Source organism: Streptococcus suis, assembly GCA_024583055.1.
GTDB lineage: Bacteria > Bacillota > Bacilli > Lactobacillales > Streptococcaceae > Streptococcus > Streptococcus suis_V.
Map to the genome: position 1 here is coordinate 47,926 of CP102145.1, position 23,620 is coordinate 71,545.

Sequence of the window (23,620 nt, forward strand, 5' to 3'; positions counted from 1 at the left end):
TTTAATGATTGACAAGTTTATAAGTCTATTATATACTGTTTTTATCGGTCTTTTTAGTAGAAAATCTGACTAGACCAATTTATTGAAAATGAATGAAAGTCGGTGGAGCAAACACCGAGGTGATAGGATATGTGTGGAATTGTTGGTGTTGTTGGAAATACAAACGCAACTGATATTTTAATTCAAGGACTTGAAAAATTAGAATACCGTGGTTATGATTCAGCAGGTATTTTTGTGACCGGTGGTTCAGAAGATCACCTGGTTAAGGCTGTGGGTCGTATTGCAGAACTTTCCGCTAAGGTTGGGGATAAGACAGATGGCACAGCTGGTATCGGCCATACACGCTGGGCTACCCATGGCAAGCCAACTGAAAACAATGCCCACCCTCATACATCCCAAACAGCTGGCCATATTCTGGTCCACAATGGTGTGATTGAGAACTATGCTGAAATCAAGGCAGACTACCTGGCAGGCCATGATTTTAAAGGGCAAACGGATACTGAAATTGCTGTTCATTTGATTGGACAATTTGCCTCAGAAGGCTTGTCAACTTTGGAGGCTTTCAAAAAGGCACTTCATATCATCCAAGGTTCGTATGCCTTTGCTTTGATTGATGTGACAGATGCGGATACGATTTATGTTGCTAAGAATAAATCACCACTCTTGATTGGTCTGGGTGATGGCTACAACATGGTCTGCTCCGATGCCATGGCTATGATTCGTGAAACCAGTGAATATATGGAAATTCACGACAAAGAATTGGTTATCGTGAAAAAAGACAGTGTTCAAGTTATGGACTACGACGGCAATGCTATCGAACGTGGAAGCTACACTGCTGAGCTTGATCTATCTGATATCGGTAAGGGAACCTATCCTTACTACATGCTCAAGGAAATTGATGAGCAACCAGCTGTCATGCGTAAATTGATTGGCGCATACACAAATACTGATGAACAAGTAACAGTTGATGCGGAGATTGTCAAGGCAGTACAAGATGCTGACCGTATCTATATCCTAGCAGCTGGTACTTCCTACCACGCAGGATTTGCCGCAAAAGACTTCATGGAGAAGTTGACGGATACACCAGTTGAGCTGGGGATTTCTTCTGAATGGGGTTATAATATGCCGCTCTTGAGCCAAAAGCCCCTCTTTATCTTCATCAGCCAGTCTGGTGAGACAGCGGATAGCCGTCAGGTTTTGGTTAAGGCCAATGAAATGGGCATTCCAAGTTTGACGGTGACAAACGTTCCAGGCTCTACCCTGTCTCGTGAGGCCAACTACACCATGTTGCTCCATGCTGGTCCAGAAATCTCTGTTGCTTCGACCAAGGCCTATACTGCTCAGATTGCAACTCTAGCTTTCTTGGCCAAGGCTGTTGGGGATGCCAATGGCAATACCTATGCCAAGGAATTTGATTTGGTACACGAATTGTCCATTGTTGCCCAGTCTATCGAGGCTACTTTATCAGAAAAAGATATCATTGCTGAGAAAGTGGAGAAACTGCTTGGTACAACTCGAAATGCCTTCTATATCGGACGTGGCAGCGACTATTACGTTTCTATGGAAGCGGCTCTCAAGCTCAAGGAAATTTCCTATATCCAGTGTGAAGGTTTTGCTGCTGGAGAGCTCAAGCATGGTACCATTTCCCTGATTGAAGACGGTGTGCCGGTTTTGGCCTTGATTTCAAATAATCCTCATCTGGCTAGCCACACCCGTGGAAATATCCAGGAAGTGGTGGCGCGTGGTGCCCATGTCATGACCATCGTTGATGAGGCCATTGCCAAGGAAGAAGATGACTTCACAGTGACTAGTGTTCACCCATTCTTGTCTACCATTGCCATGGTTGTCCCAACCCAGTTGATTGCCTACTATGCTACGCTCCAACGTGGTCTGGATGTGGACAAACCGCGTAACCTGGCGAAATCAGTAACAGTTGAATAAGCTTGCAAATCCACCTGTAAATTTGGTGGATTTTTGCATGAATATTCGATTTTTGTGTGAAATTTATGAAAAAATTCTGACAAATTTCTTTCAAATCGCCCAATTTTCTGCTATACTAGATAAGATAATAACTCTTTTGGGAGATGTTTATGGATTATATTTTGGAAGTCTTGCCCCCCCTGGTGGATGGTGCTTTAGTCTCCTTACAAGTATTTGTTTTAGTATTAGTCTTGTCCTTGCCTTTGGGAGCTATCTTTGCCTTCCTCATGCAAATCAAATTCAAGCCCTTGCAGTGGCTCTTGCATTTTTATGTACTTATTATGCGAGGGACCCCTTTGCTCCTGCAATTGATTTTTGTCTACTACGTCTTGCCGAGTGTGGGGATTACATTTGACAGGATGCCAGCGGTGATTACTGCCTTTACCTTCAACTATGCGGCTTATTTCTCTGAGATTTTCCGTGGAGGAATTGAGGCTATCCCAGCTGGTCAGTATGAGGCGGCTAAGGTCTTGAAATTTACACCTCTTCAGACTATTCGCTACATCGTCTTGCCCCAGGTTGTCAAGATTGTCCTACCAAGTGTCTTCAATGAAGTCATGACCCTGGTCAAGGATACCTCTCTGGTCTACGCCCTGGGAGTCAGTGACTTGCTCTTGGCCAGTCGAACTGCTGCCAACCGTGATGCTAGTCTAGCACCTATGTTTATTGCAGGGGCCATTTACCTGCTCATGATTGGAGCGGTTACGCTGGTTTCTAAACAGGTTGAAAAGAAATTTGATTACTATAAATAGGAGGAAGTCATGTTAGAATTACGCAATCTATCCAAACGATTTGGCAACAAGCAGATTTTCTCCAACTATGATTTGGTCATCCCGGAGGGGAAAATTGTCGGCATTGTTGGTCAATCCGGTGGCGGTAAGACTACGCTTCTCCGTATGCTGGCAGGTTTGGAGACCATTGATGAAGGTACTCTGATTTACAATGGTCAAGAACTGCCAGTCGAGGAATTGGAGAAACGACATTTGCTGGGCTTTGTTTTCCAAGATTTCCAGCTTTTCCCCCACCTTTCAGTATTGGAAAACTTGGTCCTCTCCCCTATTAAGACACAAAATATGTCGGCTATAGAAGCGGAAGACAAGGCCCGTAAACTTCTGGAAACACTAGGCCTGGCCAACCACGCAGCAGCCTATCCTTATTCTCTATCAGGAGGGCAGAAGCAGCGTGTGGCCCTGGCTCGCGCCATGATGATTGATCCTGAGATTATTGGCTACGATGAGCCGACTTCGGCATTGGATCCTGAGCTACGAAAAGAAGTTGAAAAGCTGATTTTGGAAAACCGTGCGACAGGAATCACGCAGATTGTGGTAACCCACGATATGCAGTTTGCTGAAAATATCGCAGATGAAATTATCAAGATTGAACCGAAACATTAAAGAGGTAAGACATGGTGAAAATGAAAAACATAATTCTTGGAGCAACAGCTCTTGTAACAAGTTTGGCCCTTGCAGCCTGTGGCTCAGGCAGTTCTACTACAGAGTCAGACAATTGGTCTACTTATGAAAAAGATAAGTCAGTGACCATTGGTTTTGATAAGACCTTTGTCCCAATGGGATTTGAAGAAAAAGACGGTCAATACACTGGTTTTGACATCGAATTAGCAACAGCTGTTTTTGAAAAATACGGTATTACGATTGATTGGCAACCGATTGACTGGGACTTGAAAGAGACAGAGCTCAATAACGGCAATATTGATATGATTTGGAATGGCTATTCCATTACAGATGAACGCAAGGAAAAAGTTCTTTTCTCTGATGAATACATGGACAACCAGCAAGTTTTGGTGACCAAGAAATCATCTTCTATTGCTGATCCAGCTGGCATGAAGGACAAGGTTCTCGGTGCTCAAGCAGGTTCTGCAGGTTATTATGCATTTACATCTCAGCCTGAAATTCTTAAGGACCTGGTAAAAGACGGTGATGCTAGTCAGTATGCGACCTTCAACGAGGCCCTTATCGACTTGAAAAATGACCGTATCGACGGGCTCTTGATTGACCGTGTGTATGCCAATTACTATCTGCAAAAAGAAGGTATCATTGATGACTACAATATCATTGATGCTGGCTATGCTAACGAGGCCTTCGGTGTTGGTGTTCGTAAGTCAGACAAGACCTTGGTAGACAATATCAACAAAGCTTTTACAGAGCTTTATAAAGAAGGTAAGTTCCAGGAAATCTCTGAAAAATGGTTCGGAGAAGATGTGGCAACTGATGCTGTGAAAAATTAAGCAAATAAAAATTCTCAACCGTCATTTGGCTGAGAATTTTTTTCTTTACAGTTTTTTAGAAATCTGATGGAAGACGACAGTCCATTCTTCGTGGCGGCGCCAGAGAGAGGTGTGGACATAGTCACCGATTTCAAAGGTGACCAGTTTGGATTTTTGACTGACAGATGTCATTTGATAGTTGGACAAGTAGGTAGACTGGATCTGGTGCTGATCCAGCATGCCATCCTTGTCATGATAACGTCCTTTGGCATCAATCAGGAAATAGGTTGGGTCAATCAAGTCCTCATAGCCTGGTGCATGGGCCTGAATTTCAGTTTCATAACGGAAGAGTTTGTCGTAGACATGCTCGTAGATTTCATCGTGGGGGATTTCAGAGGGTTCGACATGGATGTCTACATCGAAGACCCCATGTTTGAGGATCAGGAGCTGCTCGACCTGCTCGGTGATTTCATGGCTTTCGTAAACAGAAAGGTCAGGATTCATTTCCAAGACAATATCCAGATAAATATTGGCGCCGTAGGTTCGGCCTCGCTGGGACTTGACGGAGACTATCTTGGGGAGCTTGTGGATATCCTCTTCGTACTTGTGGAGCAATTCTTCATCGAAACCGTCAGATAGGCTGAAGAAACTTTGCATGAAGATGTCGTAGGCCGTTTTCAGGATGAAGAAGGTGATGACGATGGCTGCAACCTTGTCGACAATACTGAGGTTGAAGGCGGCAGCAAAGACAGCAACGGAAGTTCCAATTGACGTAACTGCATCGGATAAATTGTCCTTGGCAGCTGCTTCAAGTCCTTTGGAATGGACTTTTTTAGCCAGTCTGCTGTTATAGATATAGACCCCAATCATGACCAGGGCTGAGAAAATACCCACCAGGGCACCCAGCATATCGACTTGAATCACTTCCTTGCTCAGGAGTTTTTCAATGGTTGAATAGAGGACCTGAAAACCAACCATAAACATGATGAAAGAGGTAATCAGGCTAGCAAGGTCTTCCATTTTCCAATGGCCAAACTTATGGTCTCTATCAGCCGGTTTTTGGGCCATTTTCAAGCCAATCAGCACGGCCACATTTCCGATGATATCAGAGAGGTTGTTGAAGGCGTCGGCTCGAAGTGCATCGGAATGAAAGAGCTCGCCAGCAGCTAGTTTGAGCCCGGATAGGAGGATGTAGGCTGAAATGGAAATCTGTGCGCCACGTTCGGCTAGTTTGAGATTGCTTGTCGGTTGATTGTTCATCTGGTCTCCTTTTTAAGCTAATATTGTACCAAAAAAACCACCTAGTTTCAATCTAGGTGGTCGTTGTCTGGTACCAGCGTTTTTGAATGGCTCTGTACACTTGCAAGAGTACGGTACCGCTGGCCATGCCGATAGGAATGATGAGACAGAGGGTCAGGACACTGGTGATATTGGCAAGGGCTTGGGCATAATCTCCAGAAACAAAATAGGTTGTTGTCATATAGGACCGATAGCCAGGGACTAGGGGAGCCAGGATAGCCAGAGAAAAAATGATAGAGGGTGTCTTGAGTAGGATGCTCATGACCTGGCTAATCATGGAGCCGATGACCGCTGCCAAAAAAGTGGCAATGAGCGGATTGGTTGGTCCCTGCAGTAGGAGATAGAGGAGCCAGACAAACATTCCTAGAAGTCCTCCGGGAACCAGAAGTTTCCTAGGAACATTGAGGATGACCATGAAGGCAATCATGGCTAGAAAAGAAGCTACAGCTTGTAGTAAAAAATTCATAAGTTACCCCACGAGTAAGAGTGCAACAGTGGTCCCTGCACCCAGGGACAGGATAATCAGAGCCGTTTGAAAGAGCTTGGTCATGCCGGTATTGATATGGTTGGTCATCAGATCTCGGACCGCATTGGTCAGGGTGATACCAGGCACAAAGGGCATGACAGCGCCAGCATTGATAAGGTTGGGATTTATAGCCAGGCTGGTGTATTTCTCTAGTAGGTAGGCGGTTAGGGAAAATAGCAGAGCTCCACAGAAGGTAGTCACAAAATCAATGCCGATAAATTTCTCAATCTGCAGCGAGAGGGGAAAGGCCAGAGCGGTCGCAGCAGCAGCGCAAAAAGCATCCAAGGCGGAGCCGCCGAACATAAGGGTAAAGAAGGGAACGGCAAAAATAGCCGCCAAAATCAGCTGGCCAGTCGCATAAGGTGCTTTTTCCAGTTTGATAGCAGACAGGATTTCCCAGGCCTCTTTAGGGCTAATCTGGCCTTCAACCAGCGAACGAGAGACCTGATTGACATCGCAGACCTTCTGCATATTGTAGCTGGAGGAGACAATTCTCTTCATCCGTGAAATGTTGGTGTGGTCAATGGAAAAGAAAATGGCCGCTGGAATGGCCAGCACATTGGCATCCATTATCCCTTGAGAATGGGCGATGCGAATCATGGTATCCTCCACCCGATGAATTTCCGCCCCGCTTTGGAGTAAGATGCTACCGGCCAGCATAAGCACGTCAATGACCAGGTCTTGCTCTTTTTGTTTCATTTCATCCCTAGCTCTTTCCTTGGTGTTTTAGTTTATTATATCAAAATCAGCTCTGGGAAGAAGGATTTTTATAAATAATGAGCAAAATAGTTGAAAAATATTCGGATTGTAGTACAATTGACTAGTCAATAATTGATAAATCAACAAAGAGGGAGAAGTCATGTCAAGCATGGAAGAGGTACTTTACCAACTGAAAATTACCGAAGAGGTCATTACCAATCTATTTGAAAAGCGGTTGGGGATTTCCCTGACCCGTTATCGGATTCTTCAGATTTTGCTAGAGGAGACACCACTTCACCAAACAGCCTTGCAGGAGAGGCTTGGAATTGACCGCGCAGCCATTAGCCGGCATCTGAAAATTTTGGAAGAGGCGGCTTACATCCGTCGTGAGCGAAACCCTGACAATCAGAGGGAAATTTTGGTTTACCCGACCAAGAAAGCGCAGAAGGATTTGATTGATAGCCCGCCCAGCCAGCATGTGGTGGTCAAACGGGCTATGGAGCATATCCTAACAGCTGACCAAGTGGAGCAATTTCAGCAGATTCTGACCAAGCTAAGTGCAGGCTTGAAAGACCTCCCTCTATAACTATTCTTAAGGAGATATAGCATGTCTATTTTTACAACTATTTTAGCTACCATCGTAGCATTGGAACACTTGTACATTATGTATTTGGAAACTTTTGCTACTCATTCGGACTCGACCAGCCGTGTCTTTAATATGGCCAAGGACGAGCTGCAACGCAAGTCTGTAACCACCCTGTTCAAAAATCAGGGAATCTACAATGGCTTACTGGCCCTTTTCCTACTTTACGGAATTGTGACTGGCAATCTTGAAATTGTGACCATATTTGTCCTCTATGTTATCGGTGCAGCTGCTTATGGTGCGATTACTTCAAGCCCTAAAATTATCCTGAGCCAAGGAGGTCCAGCCATTTTGACCCTCTTGTCACTTTTGATATTTAAGTAGTCAAAAAGCCCCCGAACTGGAGGGCTTTTCGTGTACTCTTACTGAACATAAATGTCGCCATTTTGGCTATGCAGGGTCAACTTGTTTTTTGCATTTGGATTGCCATGAGTGGTTTGTTCGCTATCTTCATCAGCAGAAAGTTCTTCGATTGCGAGATCCTTCAGGCTTTCCTTATGAATGGTCAGGTCAATGTCACCGTCGTAGGCCAAGACATCATAGTTGCCGATGACTTGCAGCCCAGTGGCACGAATGTTGCCATTTTCTACGGTCAAATGGTTGAGCTGGTCACTACTTGAGTCTTCCACATCTTCTAGTTTTACTTCCTGCAAATCAATATCTCCATCCCAGACTACGATGTTAGTTGAGTGAATGGTGGTTTTCTTGGCCAAGAAGTTACCGTTGTTGATAGAAATATCCAGTTTGTCAACGGTCATATCTTCAAGATTGGCATTTCCATCAAAGAGTCCGCCGGTCAATTCATCCAAATGGCTACCGGCTGGCAAGAGCAGGGTCGGTGTGGTGTAGGTTTGGGTTTGGTTCTCTTGGAGCATTTTTATACCTTCTAGGAAACCGTCATAGCGAAACCCCTGGTCGTTATTATCTTCAATGGTTAGACTGCCATTTATCAGCTCGTAGACAATAGGACTGCTCTGTTTCTTGCTGACTTTAAAATAGAGGGTCGGTTTTTCGACATCACTTGTAGAGATTGTGAGATTGGTGGAGCTATTGATTTTTTGCAAGTTGTCAAATTCAACCTGCTGGACCTGGTAGGAATTTTCTAGGTGATTTCCGATTTCCTGCCAGCCACCTAGTAGGAGACCCAGCAAGGACAGAAGGAGGCCAGTTGCTAGGGTAATGAGAGTGTAGCGTGTGCTGGATTTAAGCTGTTTCATAGCGGTCTCCTTTCGGCAATAATTGTTGAATAAAGTGAAGGCTGGCCTGCAGGAGCTTGTGGCCGATAAAAATGGTCGCCTTGATGCCCAAAATTCCCAGAGCTATTCCAATCAAGGATAGGCCGGTGACCAGGATGCCTGAGCTGATAGCAGTGGTAAAGAGTTCAAAGGCTGATAGAAAGCCGGAAATTCCTAGGCTAATCAGGGCCATGCAGATGCTGGCCATGGCTAGAACCAGGGCTAGGACGAGGAGGATGAGGCTCACAAAGAGAGCCAAGACCACCAGACCCAGAATCAAGCCCATGGGAGCAGCCAAGATAGACAGGGTTACCAGAAGTAGACGGTTGCTGGTGCTAGGCTTTTCTCCACTGACTTCTTTATCATAGAGATTGGCTAAAATATCACTAGCAGCATGCTTGGGACTGCCCAATTCTGCGATGACCTGGTCTTCGTTCTCAGGTCCAGCCTCGTCAAAGTATTCATTAAAATGTTCCATAGCATCATGGAAATCTTCTTGTGGCAGGCGTTTGAGATAGCCAGCCAATTGGTTCATATAGTCTGCGCGTGTCATCATTTTCTCCTTATTTGACAGTAATACTGGAATCGCTTGCGTCCAAAATCAGAGTAGGGGTGATGCCCTCCAGCAGGTATTCCAGGTGGAGCCAATCATCGTCACGTTCTAGGTGAGCAGCAATTTCCTGAGGCAAATGGAGCAGGCTATCGTCTGTTTCCGCTAGAAGATTGCTCTTTTGGGACATGCCCAAGGTGACCACAGAATCTTCGATTTCAAGGGCAAGTTCTCCCTGCCAGGTGGATTGGTTCATTGAAAGGTGACAATCCGCAATCTCCACATGCCCCTTGCCGAGGTTCAGACCTGTCAACATGAGGTTGCAATCTGCTGTCTGCCAGTCAAGGGTTGAACAAGTAGAATCCTTGCACGTAAGGTTGATGTCTTTTGCCTCCATGATCCAGTTTTGGGCAGTGATGTGCTTGAAGGAGAGATTGCTATCGCTGGTTTCTGTTACCGTTAAGCGGTCCACAGTCAGGTTGTTGATAACCAGATTGGCATCGGTCAAACGAACATCTGCTGTGTGCAGGGCAGGTTTCTGGGGAAGTTTGAGGACAGTTTTTTGTCTGCTGTCTGAGTAAGCCATCCCAAAGCCCTTTGGTATCTCCATAGAAGAAAGGAGGAGTGTGTCGCCATCCAGGCAGAAGGTAAAGGGCTGGTAGTTGCTATCAAGAGAGGCGGGGGAGAGGAGGCTGGCGGAGTCCTTGTCCCAGCTCTCAATTATCAAGGTTTGGTCCTCCAGCTGGAGGTTAAGGCGTTGGAAGTTTGGCAAAGGGGTCTCCACAGTCTCAAAGTCGAGGGGCTTGGTGTCCTTGAAGCTGAAGTTCTTGAAAAAATTCTTCCAGTCCCAGGTCAAATCAACACGTGGTGGCTCCTGGTTCTCTATCAGGGCATCTTCAGGCAGGTTAGCTATGATTTCCTGAGCAGCAGAGATCGGATCGCCTAGCTCTGAGATAGTCGCCTGGTCATCATTTCGGTCGTCGAAGTATTCTTGGAAATAGTCCAGGGCCTCTTGTTTGGCGGTTGGATTGAGTTTGTTGAGTGCTTGTTCAAGCTGTTTTAAATAATCTACACGTGTCATTTTCGTAGGCTCCCTTCTATAATTCCGTCGATATTGTCCTTGTAGGCTGTCCATTCTCCCTTGAGGAAGGGGATGTGGTTGCGGCCGGCAGGAGTAATGGTGTAGTATTTGCGTTTGCGTCCTTGAAATTCCTGGCTGTAAGTGATTACATAGCCGGCCTTTTCCAGTTTTTTCAGAATAGGATAGAGCGTGGACTCTTTTATATCGGCCACTATCTTGATGGTTTGACTGATTTCATATCCGTAGGAATCCTGCTTTTCCAGCATGGCCAAAATCAGAAATTCTATCAAGATAGAGGAAACGGGGTAGTACATGAAATCACCTCTTTATCTTTATGTAATTATTTTATATATAAATTATATACCCATCATTTACTAAAATCAAGTAATTATATAAATTATTTATATATTTTTTTAAAAAAGTAAAAGCAACCCTTCCAGCTAGAAAAAGTTGCTTCATTTGATATTAGTCGATAAAGAAAGTTTGTGGACCTTGGTAACGGCTTCCGTCATTGAAGGCGATGTAGACATTGAAAAGTGGTGTAAACAAGACATAGAAGATGGCTTGAATATCAGACAAACCAAATGCTTTACCATAGCAGTAAGTCAAATAAATGCCATAAAGTGGTCCAGCAAGTGGGATGAGTAGGAATAGGATAAACCAGCCCTTGTCTTCGCCGAATGTGATACATTGTTGGATATAAAGGTTGTAGAAAGGAATGAGGGATTTCCAACCAGCATAGCCAGCTTTTTTAAAGAGGATGAAGTTGGAAATGGCAAGGAGGACATACCAAATGAGTGAAAAAATCATACTGGCTCCCCAAAGCCCAACTAAAATACCTTGTGCAAATGTTTCTTCTGTCATAATAAAACTCTATTTCTTTTTGATGGTTCTATTATAACAGTGTTATTTAAATAATACAATAGTTATATCGAACAATTTTCAAAAAGTAGATTTTTTCAGAAAACCTACTTTTCCTTCTTATTTGTAAGCTACAATACCTAAAATCACATCAACAGCTTTTTCCATGGTTTGCAGGCTAACGAACTCGAAGCGGCCGTGCATGTTTTCACCACCTGCGAAGATATTTGGCGTTGGAATGCCCATGAAGGAAATCTTAGAGCCGTCTGTTCCTCCACGAACTGGCTCAATCAGTGGCTTGATATCCAGATTTTCCATGACCTCTTTTGCGATGTTGATTGGGGTCATGTCTTTTTCGATGATTTTCTTCATGTTGTAGTACTGGTCATGCAGGTTGACGATAACGCGTGGCGTGTCAAACTTGGCATTCATTTTGTCTGCAATGTCCAGCATGAGCTGTTTGCGGGCTTGAAAATCTTCTTCCTCGAAGTCGCGGATGATATAGGTGGTAGAAGCAGTATCGACACTGCCTTCCATGTTCATCAAATGGAAGAAGCCTTCATAGCCTTCTGTTTTCTCAGGGCGGTCTGCTTCTGGAAGAGCATTGTGGAAGTCAATGGCTAGCTGGAAGGCGTTGATCATCTGGTCCTTGGCAGATCCTGGGTGGACATTGCGTCCAAGGAAGTCAATCTTGGCAGCAGCTGCTGAGAAAGTTTCGTACTGAAGTTCACCAAGCGGTCCACCGTCCATGGTGTAGGCAAAGTCCACATCAAAGTCTTCCACATCAAACTTGTCTGCACCGACACCAATTTCTTCATCTGGTCCAAAGCCGACCCGGATTTCACAGTGCTTGATGTCTGGATTGTTAACCAAAAATTCAATGGCCGTCATGATTTCTGCAATTCCTGACTTGTCATCAGAGCCTAGCAAGGTCGTACCATCTGTCGTAATCAGGGTTTGACCGTGGTAGTTGGCCAGTTGTGGGAAATCTTTTGGATGGAGTTCATAGCCAGAAGTTCCAAGCGCAATCGGATTTCCGTCATAATTTTCAATGATTTGAGGATTGACCCCTTCAGCATTGAAATCCGCCGTATCCATGTGGGCAATAAAGCCGATTTTACGGGTCAGGCTAGGATCGTTGGCAGGCAGTGTTCCCACTGCAAAGCCGTTCGGCAGGTAGTGGACATTCTGCAAGCCAATCCGTTTCATTTCAGGCAAGAGAATGTTTTGTGCGAACTCAACTTGGTTTTGGGTAGAAGGTGTGGTGGTCGAGTTTTCATCTGAGCGGGTATTTTCTTTGACATAGACTAAAAAGCGGTCTAAGAGTGTCGGGTATTTCATAGTATCTCCTTATTTGTTCAAAATATGTTTTTCAATGGCCTTGGCCACACCGTTGTTTTCATTGCTGTCGGTGATATCTTGGGCAATGGCCTTGACTTGCTCATTCGCATTTCCCATGGCAATGCCCAGTCCTGCAAAGGCAATCATTTCCAAGTCATTATTGGCATCGCCAACAGCCATGATTTCCTCAGGCAATATTCCTAGACGGTCAGCCAATTTTTTCAGCCCAGAGGCCTTGCTGGCACCGTTTGGCAGGATTTCTAGCAGGTATTCTTGACTGCGAACGGTCGAATATTTCTGGCTGAGGACAGGATTGTGGGCATTTTCAAAAGCATCAATGGCCTCTTTTTCACCGACAAACATGGCTTCAAAGAAGCGGTGTTTGCCAGATTTTGCTTCTTCTAGGTTGATGGAAATAGGTGTCATCCCGACCAGGCTGGCATCATGAACAACGGTTTCATTTGCTTTTTGTGCAACGACAAAGAAATGGTCTTCGTCGAAGAGTGTGAGTTGAACCTCATCAGTATTTGTAAATGTGTCAAGGTAGTCCAAGTCTGTCTGAGTCAGCTCCTCCCAGTCGATCAGACTCCAATCCTTGGTCAAATGGGTCGAGCAACCGTTGTTGACGATGATGTACTCGTCTTCTTGGTCAAAGCCCAGCTGTTCCACAAAAGGCTTGACACCGACCAGGGGACGACCTGTGCAGAGTACGACGGTCACACCAGCAGCAACGGCCTGGTGGATGGTATCAATCTGTGGCTGGGTCAATTCCTTCTTCTCATTAAGCAGGGTTCCGTCCATATCAAGGGCGATTAGTTTAATCATAGGCACCTCCGTATAGTTCTGATATTAGTATAGCATAAATTGAAAAAAGTCGGAATCAATAGTGGAAGAATCCAAAAAATAATCAGGAAAAATTCCCTATTTTTGCTAGAAATATTTTTGACAAATCTGTAACAAAAACTTAATGTTTTGAAGAAATCCAAGCGGGTAAAGGACTTGATGAAGTTAGCTTAAAAAAGTAAATAAAAATAATGGGAAACATACCTGTCGGAGCTTGCAAATGCTATCAAATAAGGTTAGAATAGAAAAGCGAGTATAATAATGACTCAACTGTAATATGTTTTTATATTAAACTCATGCTAAGAAAGTAGGAGAAACGAATGACGAAGAAGATTGCAAAAACAGCAGGTTTTGCTGCTGCAACAACATTGGCCGTCCTAGGACAACAAGCAGTAGAAGCTAGTGAAGTAGTCGTGCCGGCAGAGCCAGTAGCTGATCAGGTATTAACTACAGAAGCAACAGATGCAACAACCACTACCGATTCTACAAGTAGTGAAACAGCTTCACCAGTAACAGAGGAAGAGGTTATCGCTGCTGAAGACGTTTATAAGGCAGCTGAAGCTGAGCAAGTAGCCCAAGAAGAAGTTGTGGCAACTGCAACTGCGGAAATGGACAGCACTCAGGCACAATTGGACCAGATTGATAGTGAGATTGCTGCAATTGACAGTGCTCAAACGATTATTGAGAATGCTCCTCAGATTATCGAGCAAACTGAATCAAAAATTGCTAGCGAGGAAGCAACGATTGCTCCTGCTGAAACAGCTATTGCAACCGCAGAATCACTTGTGGCGACTGAGGCAACTGATTTGGCAACAGCTAAAGCTGGCGAAGTAGCAGCTAATCAAGTAGTGGCAGATGCTGAAACAGCTCTTGCTGATGTTAAAGCAGACTTAGCTGAAGTTGGTCTTGAAAGTGCTCAAACAGCAGTAGACAATCTCAAAACAACTGAAGCAAAGCAGATTCAGCAAGTTTCAAGCCTTGAGAACGCTGTCAAAGTAAATGAAACTGCTGTTACAAATGCTGAAAAGGCGCTGACTTCAGCACAAACAACTGCTAAGCAAGACTTAGATAAAGAAATCAGTCAAGTCAATGCAAAATTGTCAGCTAAGAAGACGGAGTTGGCAAATACACCAGCAACAACTACGACGACAACAAATACGGTTAAATCTGTAGTTGGTAGCAATAAGATTACCTTGCCAAGCTCTTACATCAACACAGCCTACCCTGCTCTTAAACAAATTGAGAATGCTGGTTATACAGGCTCTACAGCTTTCACTAGTGTTGCAAATCAAAATAAATCAAAAATTGTAGTTGCCAGTCAACAAGGAACTTATGGTATTCAATGGGGCGGAAGCGGTGTGAACACCTACCAATCAATTGCAGCAGATAAAACTCGTACAATTGACCCTGCTAACCTTACCAAGGAAGTTCAAAATGAGATTGCACAGTTTACAGCAGAGATATTGAATGGGGTTCGTACACAACTGGGTTTAGCATCAGTTGCTGTGACAAGTTCAGCCCAAGATTTTGCTAAGCGTGTTGCAAGTGCTTACAATAGCAAAGGTTTAAGTACACTTAACCATGATTTCATAGCTATTGGTTCCGCAGCAACAGCAAGTGGTCTTAAATCTTCCGATAATCGTGGCTACGAGTCCTTGGGGGACTTTGGACATGCTACAACAGTCGATCAGTTAAAAGGGCTCTTCTACAACTCATTGGTTTATATGCTCTTTAACGATGAAGGTTCTAACTTCGGTCATACGATTTCGCTCCTGCAAAATTCAGGCAATGATACTTATTATCTTGGTGCCACATCTCGAGTAGCCTCAAGTCAATTCCGCAGTACCAAGGCTACGCAGACTCAAATTTACATGATTCCTTCGTCGAATATTGTAAGTTCAAACTTTAGTCAGACGCCAATTACAGGTACTACTAGCACAACAGTTGACAACACAAATGCGATTAACAAGCTCAAGGAAGAAATTAAAACTCTCGAGACAAAATTGTCTAACTTGAAAAGTACTAACTTGGCATCTGCACCTATTGTTGTTGCAGCAAATCAAACACTTCGTACGGCTAAAAATCGTTTGCAAACAACTAAGGATAACTTGGCAACAGCGAAGGCTACACTTGAACAGACTCAGTATCAGTTGACAGTTGCTCAGAAGAATTTAGCTTCGCTTACTGCACAGAACCAACAACTCCTAACGAAACAAGGACAAGCTCAAACAGCACTTGCTAAAGCGCTTGTGGCTCAAAAAGCAGAGGTGGCAAAAGTTGCTCAAGCTCAAGAAGACTATGACAAGGCAGTAGAAGCTGAAACGGCTGCCAAAGACAAATTAGTCAAAATTCATGCTAGAATTGCTGGCTTGAAAGAGAAAATTACTGAGACAGAGAAATTGGTTGCAAATGCAACAACCTTGATTGCAGATAAAGAGCGACTAGAGACACAGAAATCTATTTTGGCTGGTCTCTTGTTGAAGCAAAAAGCAGACTTGGTTGAACAATATGATATTCTTAAGGATAAAACTGCTCTGACTGTTGAAGCAAAAGAAGAGTATCTTCGCCTGCTCAACTTGTACCGCTTGGCAACTGGGAACAATATCTTCCAGCTTCCTGATGGAACAATTGTTGCTGTACCAGCGGTAGCTCCTACAGCTGACGCATTGCCAGAAGGTGAACTTCCTATTCTTACTACTCTAGTATCTCCTACAAATCTAGGAAACACACCAACGGAAGGCTCAAATATTCCTCAAGATTCAGGAGTTGCAGCTGCTGGTGGTGCCGGTGCTGCGGGTGCAAATGGTTCAGCTGGAACTGTTAACCTTACTTCTTTGAGTGCGGGTGTTGCTCCTGCTCAAGGCACAAGCCAATCAAATTCTGCTAAGTCAGAATCTGAAAAAACATTGCCAAAAACATCATCAGTAAATTCAGATATCATGGCAGTTGTTGGTATGATGTCAATGGGACTTACTTTTGGACTCGCAAAAAAGAAACGCGATGAAATCTAATATTCATGATTAAGGGAATCGATTTGATTCTCTTTTTCTTATTACTGAATTAAAATATACTCTCTGCTAAAATATCAACATAGAGAAAAAGAGGTGTCCTTATGTATGAAGAACTGGTTTAAAAATTAAAGCAGTTGGGAATTTCTTATGATATGGTTGGGCATCCTACTGCCCTGACAACCCATGAGGCTGATTACTATATTGAGGGAATGGAAGGTGTGCGGGCCAAGTCCATGTTTTTGACCAATAAGAAAAATACGGCCTTTTATATCTTGATTATGGACGACCAGAAACAGCTGGACATGGAGGCTTTTAAGGAAATGGTTGGTGCCAACCGCATTCGCATGGCTTCAAGCGACAGTCTCTGGGAAAAGATGCGGTTGCCTGCGGGGAAGTTCCATATTTGGTTTGCTCAATAATCCCCAGAAAGATATTGAAGTCTATTTTGATAGGGAAATCTTGACGGAAAAGATTCTGACATTTCATCCAAATATAAATACCAAGACAATTTTTGTGGCAACCCAGGATGTTCTTGCTTTTGTAGAAAGTTTGGGTTTTGATATCCATATCGTCGACCTGCCATAGGATAATAAAGCAGGTAAATTCTCAAAGTAAGTTCTAGTTCCCGTCCTTCCAGAAGTTACTTTGAGAAAACTGCATAACATCAACAGAATTTAGTCTCAGACTAAGTTCTTTTTTGACTAAAAATGTTGATAATAGTGAGTTTTAGGGTTGAAAAAGTTGAAAAAAAGAGTACACTAAAGTTACTGGCTCTGAGACGTCTCAAAGTAAGTTCTAGCTATCTGGAATTTTGGATGGGACAAGTTCCTTTCTATTTTTGAAATTATTTTTTAATAAAAACTAGCGATTATTTATCCAATAATCGAGGTGATTGAATGACGTTCTCAGGGTCAATTTTAGAGATTCCCAAAAGTGTTGCCAATTCCTCACCGTAGGTAAATGTAAAGAGTTCATAGGCGGATTTTCCGTTGAAAGAAGCTCGTTTGATGCTGTTGACATGCGAACAAACCAGGTTGATGTCCTCCTGTGTCAAGTTGTCAAACGAACTTCCTTTAGGAAGAATATCTCTGATAAGTGTGTGATTCTTCTCAATTCTCCCTTTCTGGTCAGAACGATTGGGGTCACAGAAGAATAGCTTAGATTCTCCACGCACATCCATTTCGATGTCGTCCACTCTGGCGAATTCACCGCCATTATCAGTCAGAATGACAGGAAATATTTCGCAGAAGTCCATCTCTTTCTGATGTAGGTCATTCTTGATAGCGTAGAGATGTTTAGCGACCTCATTAGCTGTTTTATTATCAAGTAATCGAGCGAAGATAAAGTTACAGAAGGAGAGGTTAAAGGTGAGAAGTACCTTTCCGCCGATCCGTCCAGTAACGGTGTCCATTTCCAGCCAATAGCTGATTCCTTTCTCTGTGAGAAAGCGTTGGAAGTCCTCGTAAGACCGTCCTTCTTTGGCAATTTTAGGAATGGGTTGTAGGTTTCTGGTTCTCCGCTTTCTGAATTTCACGACACGGGGGAAATCAATGGGCTTTGTGGACAGATAGCCTTTTTCAAGGTATCTGTAGATAGAAGCTCTGGATGCCGAAAGTTCGTTTGAGGCGATGATATGGTTGAGGTGTTGTCCCTTTTGGATGGCTGCAGAGACAATCTCGTCCATACGATAGAATTCTTCCTTGTTTAGGGCAACACCTGTTCTCGAGTCTGAGAGCTTAGCTTCGTAATCAAGCTGAGCTCTTTTTGCGTAGTAGAATTGTTTCTGGTATCCGCAATTGATTCTCTTTTTCGGACAGGCATTACAAACGTAGGGAGCCTTTTTGAGTAGAGGGCAAGAATCACAATTAGATGTCACAGAATTTTCTTTAACCACTCGATTTCTCCGAACTTCTTTTGAGATTGTAGAAGGATCTTTACCTAACTTAGCTGCTATAGCTGAGAAGGGCTTAAGTTGTTCAATTCCTATTTGAATATCGTTGCGATCAGAGAGAGTTAAGTGTTTGTTTTTCATTGTCGATTGCCAACTTGTCCCATAGTAAGTTCTACCTTATTTCCTTGTCTCAGTCTAATTTCCAGTTTTTAAGACAGACTAGAACTTACTTTGAGAATTTAGCGGATAATAAAGCTCTGTCAACAATCGGCAGAGTTTTTGTAAATTTTCCTGAAAAATTGTATAATAGAAATGACAGCTACATGTGTAGCAAACTGTAATTCGACTTGCGTCTGAACTGTGAGGAGGCAAGGACCGTTGGTATGAAAAAATAAACTGGGCAGGTATGATCGCCCCAAAGGAGAAAAGATGAGTAGCATAAAAATCATGGCGCTCGGTGGTGTACGTGAGAATGGAAAAAATCTCTACATCGCTGAAGTCAATGAGCATATTTTTGTATTGGACGCCGGAGCCAAATATCCTGAAAATGAACAGCTGGGTGTGGACGTGGTCGTGCCAAACTTTGATTATTTGGAAGAAAACAAACAGCGTGTGGCTGGCGTTTTCTTGTCCCACGGGCATGCGGATGCCATTGGTGCCCTGCCTTACCTGCTGGAAAAAGTGAAGGTACCGGTTTTCGGTTCACACTTAACGGTGGAATTGGCAAAATTGATTGTTAAAAACAATAATTCTACCAAAAAATTCAATGATTTCCATGTCATCGATGCAGATACGGAGATTGATTTTGGTGATGCGGTTGTATCCTTCTTCCAGACAACCCACTCCATTCCTGAGAGTTTGGGTGTGGTCATCAAGACTGACCAGGGCAATATCGTCTATACTGGTGATTTCAAGTTTGACCAGGCAGCTGATAAGCTCTACCAGACGGATTTTGGTCGCTTGGCTGAGATTGGTAACGAGGGTGTCTTGGCCCTACTTTCTGACTCTGCCAATGCGGATAGTAAGGTTCAGGTGGCCAGCATGAAAGAGGTGGCCAATGAAATTTACAATACCATTTCCGACTGGGAAGGTCGTATCATTGTAGCAGCAGTGGCCAGCAATATTACCCGTATCCAGCAAATTTTCGATGCAGCTGATAGGACAGGTCGTCGTGTCGTTCTGACTGGTCATGACGTGGAAAATATTGTCCGCACAGCTATTTCCCTGAAAAAATTGAAGTTGGTCAGCGAGCGTCTCTTGGTCAAGCCTAAGGACATGAACAAGTATGAGGACCATGAGCTGATTATTCTTGAAACTGGTCGTATGGGTGAGCCCCTCAATGGTTTACGCAAAATGTCAATCGGACGTCACCGCTATGTTGAGATCAAGGACGGCGATTTGGTCTATATCGTAACGACGCCAAGTATTTCTAAGGAAGCGGTTGTAGCCCGTGTGGAAAACATGATTTATAAGGCGGGGGGCACCGTCAAGTCTGTGGCCAAGAACCTGCATGTGTCTGGTCACGGCAATGCGCGTGATTTGCAGCTCATGCTCAATATCATGAAACCCAAGTATCTCTTCCCGATTCAAGGTGAGTATCGCCAACTCAACGCCCACGCCAAGGCTGCGCTGGAAATTGGCATGTATCCAGAAAATATTATCATCGTCAAACGTGGTGATGTTATGGCCTATGAGGATGGTGATTTTGTCCACAGTGGGGCCGTTCCAGCAGGGGATATTATGATTGATGGTAATGCCATGGGAGATGTGGGAAATGTGGTCCTCCGTGACCGTAAAATCCTATCAGAGGACGGTATTTTCATCGTGGCTCTGACGGTCAATCGCCGTGAGAAACGCATTATTTCTAAGGCGAGGGTCAATACCCGTGGCTTTGTCTATGTGAAGAAGAGCAAGGACATCCTGCGTGAGGCATCTGATTTGGTCAATGCCAGCGTGGAAAACTATTTCACCAAGGATAGCTTTGACTGGTCAGAACTGAAGGCAACTGTCCGCGATGACCTGGCAAAATTCCTCTTTGACCAAACCAAACGTCGCCCAGCTATTTTGCCGGTGATTATGGAAGTAAAATAAGAGAAAATAAGTGATGAGAGCCAGCCCAAACTGGCTCTTTAGAATAGGAGAAAGCAGATGGCTATTATGAAAATTGAATATCATTCGGAGGCCTTGGATATGTCACGGCAGGTTAATGTCATTTATCCAGACCGCAATCGTATACCTAATCCTGATGATAAGGATATCCCAGTCCTCTACCTCTTGCATGGGATGGGTGGCAATCAGGATTCCTGGCTCAATCGCTCGACCATAGAACGATTGGTACGCTATACCAATCTCATCGTTGTCATGGTTAATACGGACAAGGGCTGGTACACTAATACGACCTACGGCATGAATTATTACGATGCCATTGCCATTGAACTGCCGCAGGTTCTCAAGCGGTTCTTTCCAAATATGTCCGACAAGCGGGAGAAAAACTTCATTGCTGGTCTGTCCATGGGCGGATATGGTGCCTTCAAGATTGCCCTGTCTACCAACCGTTTTTCATACGCGGCCTCGCTTTCTGGTGCCCTGGCCTTTGATTTTGACAATGAAGGGACGGCTGATTTGGGAAATCTAGCCTACTGGACGGGTGTGTTCGGAGACATTCATAATGCTAAGAATCCAAATAATTTGACAGAGATTGCCAAGCAGTCAGATAAGAAAACCAAGTTTTACGCTTGGTGTGGAGAGGAAGATTTTCTTTTTGCAGGTCATGAGAAGGCTATTGCTGATTTGAAAAAGATGGGCTTGGACATCGAGGCTAGTAAGGGACCTGGTAAGCACGAGTGGCACTATTGGAACCAGCAAATTGAGTACGTCCTCCAATGGCTGCCGATTGACTTTGAGTTGGAGGAAAGACTATCCTAAGCTGCTTTAAGGTAAATTTTAGCTTTATTTGCTATACTGTTGACCATCTCCAGAAAGAGGTATAGTCTATGAAACTAATAAAAAGTGTCCTTGGATTTTTCCTAAGAATTCTTACTTGGTTGGTCAGTTTGATTTGGAATTTTATCTGGTCGACTGTTTTAATCACAGCTCTGGCCCTGGCTTTGCTCTTTGTTTTTCAGAGGGAAAATGCCTACCAAACCTTGGATAGGGTTCTGCAGGAGGCGGAGCTGATTGTCAAAGGACAGTCTCCAGTCAAGCTACAAGAGGGTGTCGATACTATCAAGCATCTGGCTACGGATACTGTCAACACAGGCGACCATGGACGGTGGGAAAGCAATCGTGCTACGGTATATATTGAGAGCCAGGAGCCAATTTTACGCCAGGCCTACGTGCAGGCCATTGCCAATTGGAACCAGACAGGTGCCTTTACGTTTGAGTTGGTCGATAGCCCGGAGGCAGCAGATATTATTGCGACAGATGTCAATGATAGTACTACCCAGGCTGCTGGGGAGGCCAATTCGACGACCAATCTTCTGACCAATTTTTATACCAGTGTGACGGTGAGACTCAATCGTTACTATCTTTTAAATCCCCAATATGGTTATGAATTTGATCGAATCCTGCACACAGCTGAGCATGAGCTGGGGCATGCCCTTGGCTTAGGCCATGAAGATGGCAGAGCTTCTGTCATGGAGTCTGCAGGGTCCTATACAGGCATTCAGCAGGAAGATGTGGATGCGGTCATTCAGCTTTATGCAAACAACTAGAAAGGATTTATTTTGATTAAGTTCATTAAGCGTTATCCCGAACAAGCTTTTCTCTTGCTTTACAATGCTGGTATCTTTGTCTGGCTGCAGTCAACCAGCTCAGCCATTGTCCGCCAGCTTGGTCTGACCACCGACTGGCTAGAGAAAATTCCAGCTCCCTTGCGAGCAATGGCAGGCTCAAGCCTGACTGGTATGGATAATCTACTCAATTCATCGGCCTGGGGCTGGTTGTTTGTGTCCATGATTTTGATGCTTATCGTTCGCTTTGTCAAAGGCTTGATAAAATTCCTAATTTTGCTTATCATTATCGGAGGCGGGCTATACCTTGTCTGGCAACATTGGGAACTCTTGCAAGGCTTTGTGAATTGATGAAATCCAATCCAGTCCAGAGCTGGATTTTTTGCTACTATAGTTGTAAAAATAATGTTACTATTAATTAAGTTGGGAAATATTTTGGAGAAATAATGGCAAAGCTAACTGTAATTATGCCAGTCTATAATAGGGAGACTATTGTTAAGGAAGCAATAGATAGTATCCTCTGTCAAAGCTACCAAGATTTTAAGTTCCTTATTGTTGATGATGGCAGTGAGGATAAGGCTGCAGACATCATAAAGTTTTATCGGGACCCTAGGATATATTTGATAAAAATTTATAAAAATCTAGGTATTTCTACTAGTAAGAATCTAGCTTTGAGTAAGATTAAAACTGAATTTATTGCCCGTATGGATTCGTATAATATCGCTCACCCAGATCGTTTTGCAATTCAGATTGATTATTTGGAAAAACACAGGGATTGTATGAATAGCTCCCTGTCAAGTGGACAATGAAATAATAAAAGATTAGGCGACGGCCTTGTTCCTCATTTCAAGAGGGGCAAGGCCGTTGTTGCGCTCTTGAAAACGTTGATGATTGTAAAATAGATGTTGGCATCAATATCTAAAACTAGCTCCTCAAAAGTCTTATATTTCTTCAAATTATAGCACTCCGTCTTAAAGTGCCCAAAGAAACTCTCAATTGGTGCATTGTCAATACACCTTACCAACACGAGACATATAGCGGGTCATCTGATACTGGGTCGTTAGGCGGTAATAATCTTTCGAGGTGTATTGCGAACCTCGATCGCTGTGAATCAATGGTGTCGCATCAGGATTAGCTTTTCGGGCTTTACGAAGTGTTTCTAACACCAGTTCGTTATCATTAAACTGACCAACCACATAGGCGACAATTGAGCCGTCATAAAGATCCTTAATAGCACTCAAGTAGGCCTTACAATCGAGACCGTACTTCAAGAAAGTCACATCTGTAGACCATTTCTGATTTGGAGCAGTAGCTGTAAAATTACGATTGAGAATGTTGTCCTCTACATTGACAAAGCTAGTCTTGGTACAATACCCCTTGGCTCTTCTGATAATGGAACGTAGACCTAGAATGTGCATCAAGTGTCGAATCCGTTTCTTGTTGTAGCTTGTTCCAAGCTTGCGATTGACAAATCGAGTCATACGACGATAACAAAGAATACCATTATGCTGGCTATGAAGTTCCTTGATGACATTCATCAAGCCTAAATTTTCCTGTTCAGAAGTTGTTTGGAGCTTGTCTATATTTAAGTGTATATGAAACAGTTCCGCTAAGTTTTTTATCTTCTATACAAAATCAGTTGAAACAAGTTTATAGTCAGAGGAGTCGATTTAATCAGTTTAAGGTTGATTGGAGTTATTTACTA

The 23,620-nt window shown here is 43.7% G+C and carries 23 protein-coding genes and 2 pseudogenes; 13 read left to right on the forward strand and 12 right to left on the reverse strand.

From position 1 onward, the window contains the following. Positions 1-129 precede the first annotated feature (129 nt). The 4 genes from glmS (at position 130) to NQZ91_00265 (ending at position 4,225) form a co-directional block, all read left to right on the forward strand. Complete coding sequence (gene glmS / locus NQZ91_00250; protein UUM57853.1) at positions 130-1,941, forward strand: glutamine--fructose-6-phosphate transaminase (isomerizing); 1,812 nt, start codon at positions 130-132, stop codon at positions 1,939-1,941. Between the two features lie 149 nt (positions 1,942-2,090). Next, a complete protein-coding gene (locus NQZ91_00255) occupies positions 2,091-2,732 on the forward strand; it encodes an amino acid ABC transporter permease (protein UUM57854.1) in 642 nt (213 codons plus the stop codon). 9 nt (positions 2,733-2,741) lie between these two features. Beyond that, on the forward strand, positions 2,742-3,374 hold the full coding sequence (locus NQZ91_00260; GenBank protein ID UUM57855.1) for an amino acid ABC transporter ATP-binding protein: 633 nt from the start codon (positions 2,742-2,744) through the stop codon (positions 3,372-3,374). Positions 3,375-3,388: 14 nt separating this feature from the next. Next, positions 3,389-4,225: an amino acid ABC transporter substrate-binding protein gene (locus tag NQZ91_00265; protein UUM58785.1), complete on the forward strand. Its 837-nt coding sequence runs from the start codon at positions 3,389-3,391 to the stop codon at positions 4,223-4,225. A gap of 45 nt (positions 4,226-4,270) precedes the next feature. Here NQZ91_00265 and NQZ91_00270 read toward each other — a convergent pair whose 3' ends face one another. From NQZ91_00270 to NQZ91_00280, 3 genes are read right to left on the reverse strand one after another with little or no spacing between them, the layout of a single operon-like run. Further along, positions 4,271-5,464 (reverse strand): cation diffusion facilitator family transporter, encoded by a 1,194-nt coding sequence (locus NQZ91_00270; GenBank protein ID UUM57856.1) that lies wholly within the window; start codon positions 5,462-5,464, stop codon positions 4,271-4,273. A 52-nt stretch (positions 5,465-5,516) separates the two neighbouring features. Continuing rightward, positions 5,517-5,969 carry a threonine/serine exporter family protein gene (locus NQZ91_00275; GenBank protein UUM57857.1) on the reverse strand — a complete coding sequence of 151 codons (453 nt, stop codon included), beginning with the start codon at positions 5,967-5,969 and terminating at the stop codon, positions 5,517-5,519. 3 nt (positions 5,970-5,972) lie between these two features. After that, positions 5,973-6,728: a threonine/serine exporter family protein gene (locus NQZ91_00280; protein ID UUM57858.1), complete on the reverse strand. Its 756-nt coding sequence runs from the start codon at positions 6,726-6,728 to the stop codon at positions 5,973-5,975. Positions 6,729-6,888: 160 nt separating this feature from the next. Here NQZ91_00280 and NQZ91_00285 point away from each other — a divergent pair, with 160 nt between their 5' ends. Then, complete coding sequence (locus tag NQZ91_00285; GenBank protein UUM57859.1) at positions 6,889-7,314, forward strand: MarR family transcriptional regulator; 426 nt, start codon at positions 6,889-6,891, stop codon at positions 7,312-7,314. Between the two features lie 21 nt (positions 7,315-7,335). Beyond that, the gene (locus NQZ91_00290; GenBank protein ID UUM57860.1) at positions 7,336-7,695 is read left to right on the forward strand and encodes a DUF1304 domain-containing protein; all 360 of its coding nucleotides are present in this window, start codon (positions 7,336-7,338) and stop codon (positions 7,693-7,695) included. 38 nt (positions 7,696-7,733) lie between these two features. Here NQZ91_00290 and NQZ91_00295 read toward each other — a convergent pair whose 3' ends face one another. From NQZ91_00295 to NQZ91_00325, 7 genes are all read right to left on the reverse strand, one after another. Next, positions 7,734-8,588, reverse strand: a complete 855-nt coding sequence (locus tag NQZ91_00295) for a DUF4097 domain-containing protein (protein ID UUM57861.1) — start codon at positions 8,586-8,588, stop codon at positions 7,734-7,736. Next, entirely contained in the window at positions 8,575-9,162 is a 588-nt protein-coding gene (locus NQZ91_00300) for a DUF1700 domain-containing protein (protein UUM57862.1), read from the reverse strand. Before NQZ91_00300 ends, NQZ91_00295 begins: the two co-directional genes overlap by 14 nt. Positions 9,163-9,169: 7 nt before the next feature. Further along, complete coding sequence (locus NQZ91_00305) at positions 9,170-10,237, reverse strand: DUF4097 family beta strand repeat-containing protein (protein UUM57863.1); 1,068 nt, start codon at positions 10,235-10,237, stop codon at positions 9,170-9,172. Beyond that, positions 10,234-10,551 carry a PadR family transcriptional regulator gene (locus tag NQZ91_00310; protein ID UUM57864.1) on the reverse strand — a complete coding sequence of 106 codons (318 nt, stop codon included), beginning with the start codon at positions 10,549-10,551 and terminating at the stop codon, positions 10,234-10,236. Before NQZ91_00310 ends, NQZ91_00305 begins: the two co-directional genes overlap by 4 nt. Positions 10,552-10,702: 151 nt before the next feature. After that, positions 10,703-11,101: a DUF5684 domain-containing protein gene (locus NQZ91_00315; GenBank protein UUM57865.1), complete on the reverse strand. Its 399-nt coding sequence runs from the start codon at positions 11,099-11,101 to the stop codon at positions 10,703-10,705. A 117-nt stretch (positions 11,102-11,218) separates the two neighbouring features. Beyond that, positions 11,219-12,439: a peptidase T gene (gene pepT / locus NQZ91_00320; protein ID UUM57866.1), complete on the reverse strand. Its 1,221-nt coding sequence runs from the start codon at positions 12,437-12,439 to the stop codon at positions 11,219-11,221. A gap of 9 nt (positions 12,440-12,448) precedes the next feature. Next, entirely contained in the window at positions 12,449-13,264 is an 816-nt protein-coding gene (locus NQZ91_00325) for a Cof-type HAD-IIB family hydrolase (protein UUM57867.1), read from the reverse strand. A 338-nt stretch (positions 13,265-13,602) separates the two neighbouring features. On the opposite strand from NQZ91_00325, the gene NQZ91_00330 reads away from it, so the two are divergent. Both NQZ91_00330 and NQZ91_00335 read left to right on the forward strand, forming a co-directional pair. After that, positions 13,603-16,293 carry an SEC10/PgrA surface exclusion domain-containing protein gene (locus NQZ91_00330; protein UUM57868.1) on the forward strand — a complete coding sequence of 897 codons (2,691 nt, stop codon included), beginning with the start codon at positions 13,603-13,605 and terminating at the stop codon, positions 16,291-16,293. A 152-nt stretch (positions 16,294-16,445) separates the two neighbouring features. Then, positions 16,446-16,878, forward strand: a pseudogene (locus tag NQZ91_00335) (prolyl-tRNA synthetase associated domain-containing protein). A 283-nt stretch (positions 16,879-17,161) separates the two neighbouring features. Here NQZ91_00335 and NQZ91_00340 read toward each other — a convergent pair. Then, the gene (locus tag NQZ91_00340; protein UUM57869.1) at positions 17,162-18,325 is read right to left on the reverse strand and encodes an IS30 family transposase; all 1,164 of its coding nucleotides are present in this window, start codon (positions 18,323-18,325) and stop codon (positions 17,162-17,164) included. A gap of 288 nt (positions 18,326-18,613) precedes the next feature. On the opposite strand from NQZ91_00340, the gene NQZ91_00345 reads away from it, so the two are divergent. From NQZ91_00345 to NQZ91_00365, 5 genes are all read left to right on the forward strand, one after another. Then, positions 18,614-20,275, forward strand: coding sequence for a ribonuclease J (locus NQZ91_00345; GenBank protein ID UUM57870.1), 1,662 nt, complete (start codon positions 18,614-18,616; stop codon positions 20,273-20,275). Between the two features lie 57 nt (positions 20,276-20,332). Further along, complete coding sequence (locus NQZ91_00350; GenBank protein UUM57871.1) at positions 20,333-21,109, forward strand: esterase family protein; 777 nt, start codon at positions 20,333-20,335, stop codon at positions 21,107-21,109. Positions 21,110-21,177: 68 nt separating this feature from the next. Next, positions 21,178-21,897 carry a M57 family metalloprotease gene (locus NQZ91_00355; protein ID UUM57872.1) on the forward strand — a complete coding sequence of 240 codons (720 nt, stop codon included), beginning with the start codon at positions 21,178-21,180 and terminating at the stop codon, positions 21,895-21,897. A gap of 12 nt (positions 21,898-21,909) precedes the next feature. After that, positions 21,910-22,266, forward strand: coding sequence for a hypothetical protein (locus NQZ91_00360; protein UUM57873.1), 357 nt, complete (start codon positions 21,910-21,912; stop codon positions 22,264-22,266). Positions 22,267-22,361: 95 nt separating this feature from the next. Beyond that, the gene (locus tag NQZ91_00365) at positions 22,362-22,724 is read left to right on the forward strand and encodes a glycosyltransferase family 2 protein (GenBank protein ID UUM57874.1); all 363 of its coding nucleotides are present in this window, start codon (positions 22,362-22,364) and stop codon (positions 22,722-22,724) included. Between the two features lie 12 nt (positions 22,725-22,736). Here NQZ91_00365 and NQZ91_00370 read toward each other — a convergent pair. Then, positions 22,737-23,486: pseudogene (locus NQZ91_00370) on the reverse strand (IS3 family transposase). Positions 23,487-23,620 lie beyond the last annotated feature (134 nt).

Excerpts from the sequence above, each read along its gene's own strand:
- NQZ91_00300 (UUM57862.1), bottom strand. The coding sequence starts at position 9,162 with ATGATGACACGCGCAGACTATATGAACCAATTGGCTGGCTATCTCAAA.
- NQZ91_00275 (UUM57857.1), bottom strand. The coding sequence starts at position 5,969 with ATGAATTTTTTACTACAAGCTGTAGCTTCTTTTCTAGCCATGATTGCC.
- NQZ91_00260 (UUM57855.1), top strand. The coding sequence starts at position 2,742 with ATGTTAGAATTACGCAATCTATCCAAACGATTTGGCAACAAGCAGATT.
- NQZ91_00280 (UUM57858.1), bottom strand. The coding sequence starts at position 6,728 with ATGAAACAAAAAGAGCAAGACCTGGTCATTGACGTGCTTATGCTGGCC.
- NQZ91_00255 (UUM57854.1), top strand. The coding sequence starts at position 2,091 with ATGGATTATATTTTGGAAGTCTTGCCCCCCCTGGTGGATGGTGCTTTA.
- glmS (UUM57853.1), top strand. The coding sequence starts at position 130 with ATGTGTGGAATTGTTGGTGTTGTTGGAAATACAAACGCAACTGATATT.
- pepT (UUM57866.1), bottom strand. The coding sequence starts at position 12,439 with ATGAAATACCCGACACTCTTAGACCGCTTTTTAGTCTATGTCAAAGAA.
- NQZ91_00295 (UUM57861.1), bottom strand. The coding sequence starts at position 8,588 with ATGAAACAGCTTAAATCCAGCACACGCTACACTCTCATTACCCTAGCA.
- NQZ91_00315 (UUM57865.1), bottom strand. The coding sequence starts at position 11,101 with ATGACAGAAGAAACATTTGCACAAGGTATTTTAGTTGGGCTTTGGGGA.
- NQZ91_00270 (UUM57856.1), bottom strand. The coding sequence starts at position 5,464 with ATGAACAATCAACCGACAAGCAATCTCAAACTAGCCGAACGTGGCGCA.
- NQZ91_00305 (UUM57863.1), bottom strand. The coding sequence starts at position 10,237 with ATGACACGTGTAGATTATTTAAAACAGCTTGAACAAGCACTCAACAAA.
- NQZ91_00325 (UUM57867.1), bottom strand. The coding sequence starts at position 13,264 with ATGATTAAACTAATCGCCCTTGATATGGACGGAACCCTGCTTAATGAG.
- NQZ91_00290 (UUM57860.1), top strand. The coding sequence starts at position 7,336 with ATGTCTATTTTTACAACTATTTTAGCTACCATCGTAGCATTGGAACAC.
- NQZ91_00340 (UUM57869.1), bottom strand. The coding sequence starts at position 18,325 with ATGAAAAACAAACACTTAACTCTCTCTGATCGCAACGATATTCAAATA.
- NQZ91_00365 (UUM57874.1), top strand. The coding sequence starts at position 22,362 with ATGGCAAAGCTAACTGTAATTATGCCAGTCTATAATAGGGAGACTATT.
- NQZ91_00285 (UUM57859.1), top strand. The coding sequence starts at position 6,889 with ATGTCAAGCATGGAAGAGGTACTTTACCAACTGAAAATTACCGAAGAG.
- NQZ91_00345 (UUM57870.1), top strand. The coding sequence starts at position 18,614 with ATGAGTAGCATAAAAATCATGGCGCTCGGTGGTGTACGTGAGAATGGA.
- NQZ91_00330 (UUM57868.1), top strand. The coding sequence starts at position 13,603 with ATGACGAAGAAGATTGCAAAAACAGCAGGTTTTGCTGCTGCAACAACA.
- NQZ91_00350 (UUM57871.1), top strand. The coding sequence starts at position 20,333 with ATGGCTATTATGAAAATTGAATATCATTCGGAGGCCTTGGATATGTCA.
- NQZ91_00310 (UUM57864.1), bottom strand. The coding sequence starts at position 10,551 with ATGTACTACCCCGTTTCCTCTATCTTGATAGAATTTCTGATTTTGGCC.
- NQZ91_00355 (UUM57872.1), top strand. The coding sequence starts at position 21,178 with ATGAAACTAATAAAAAGTGTCCTTGGATTTTTCCTAAGAATTCTTACT.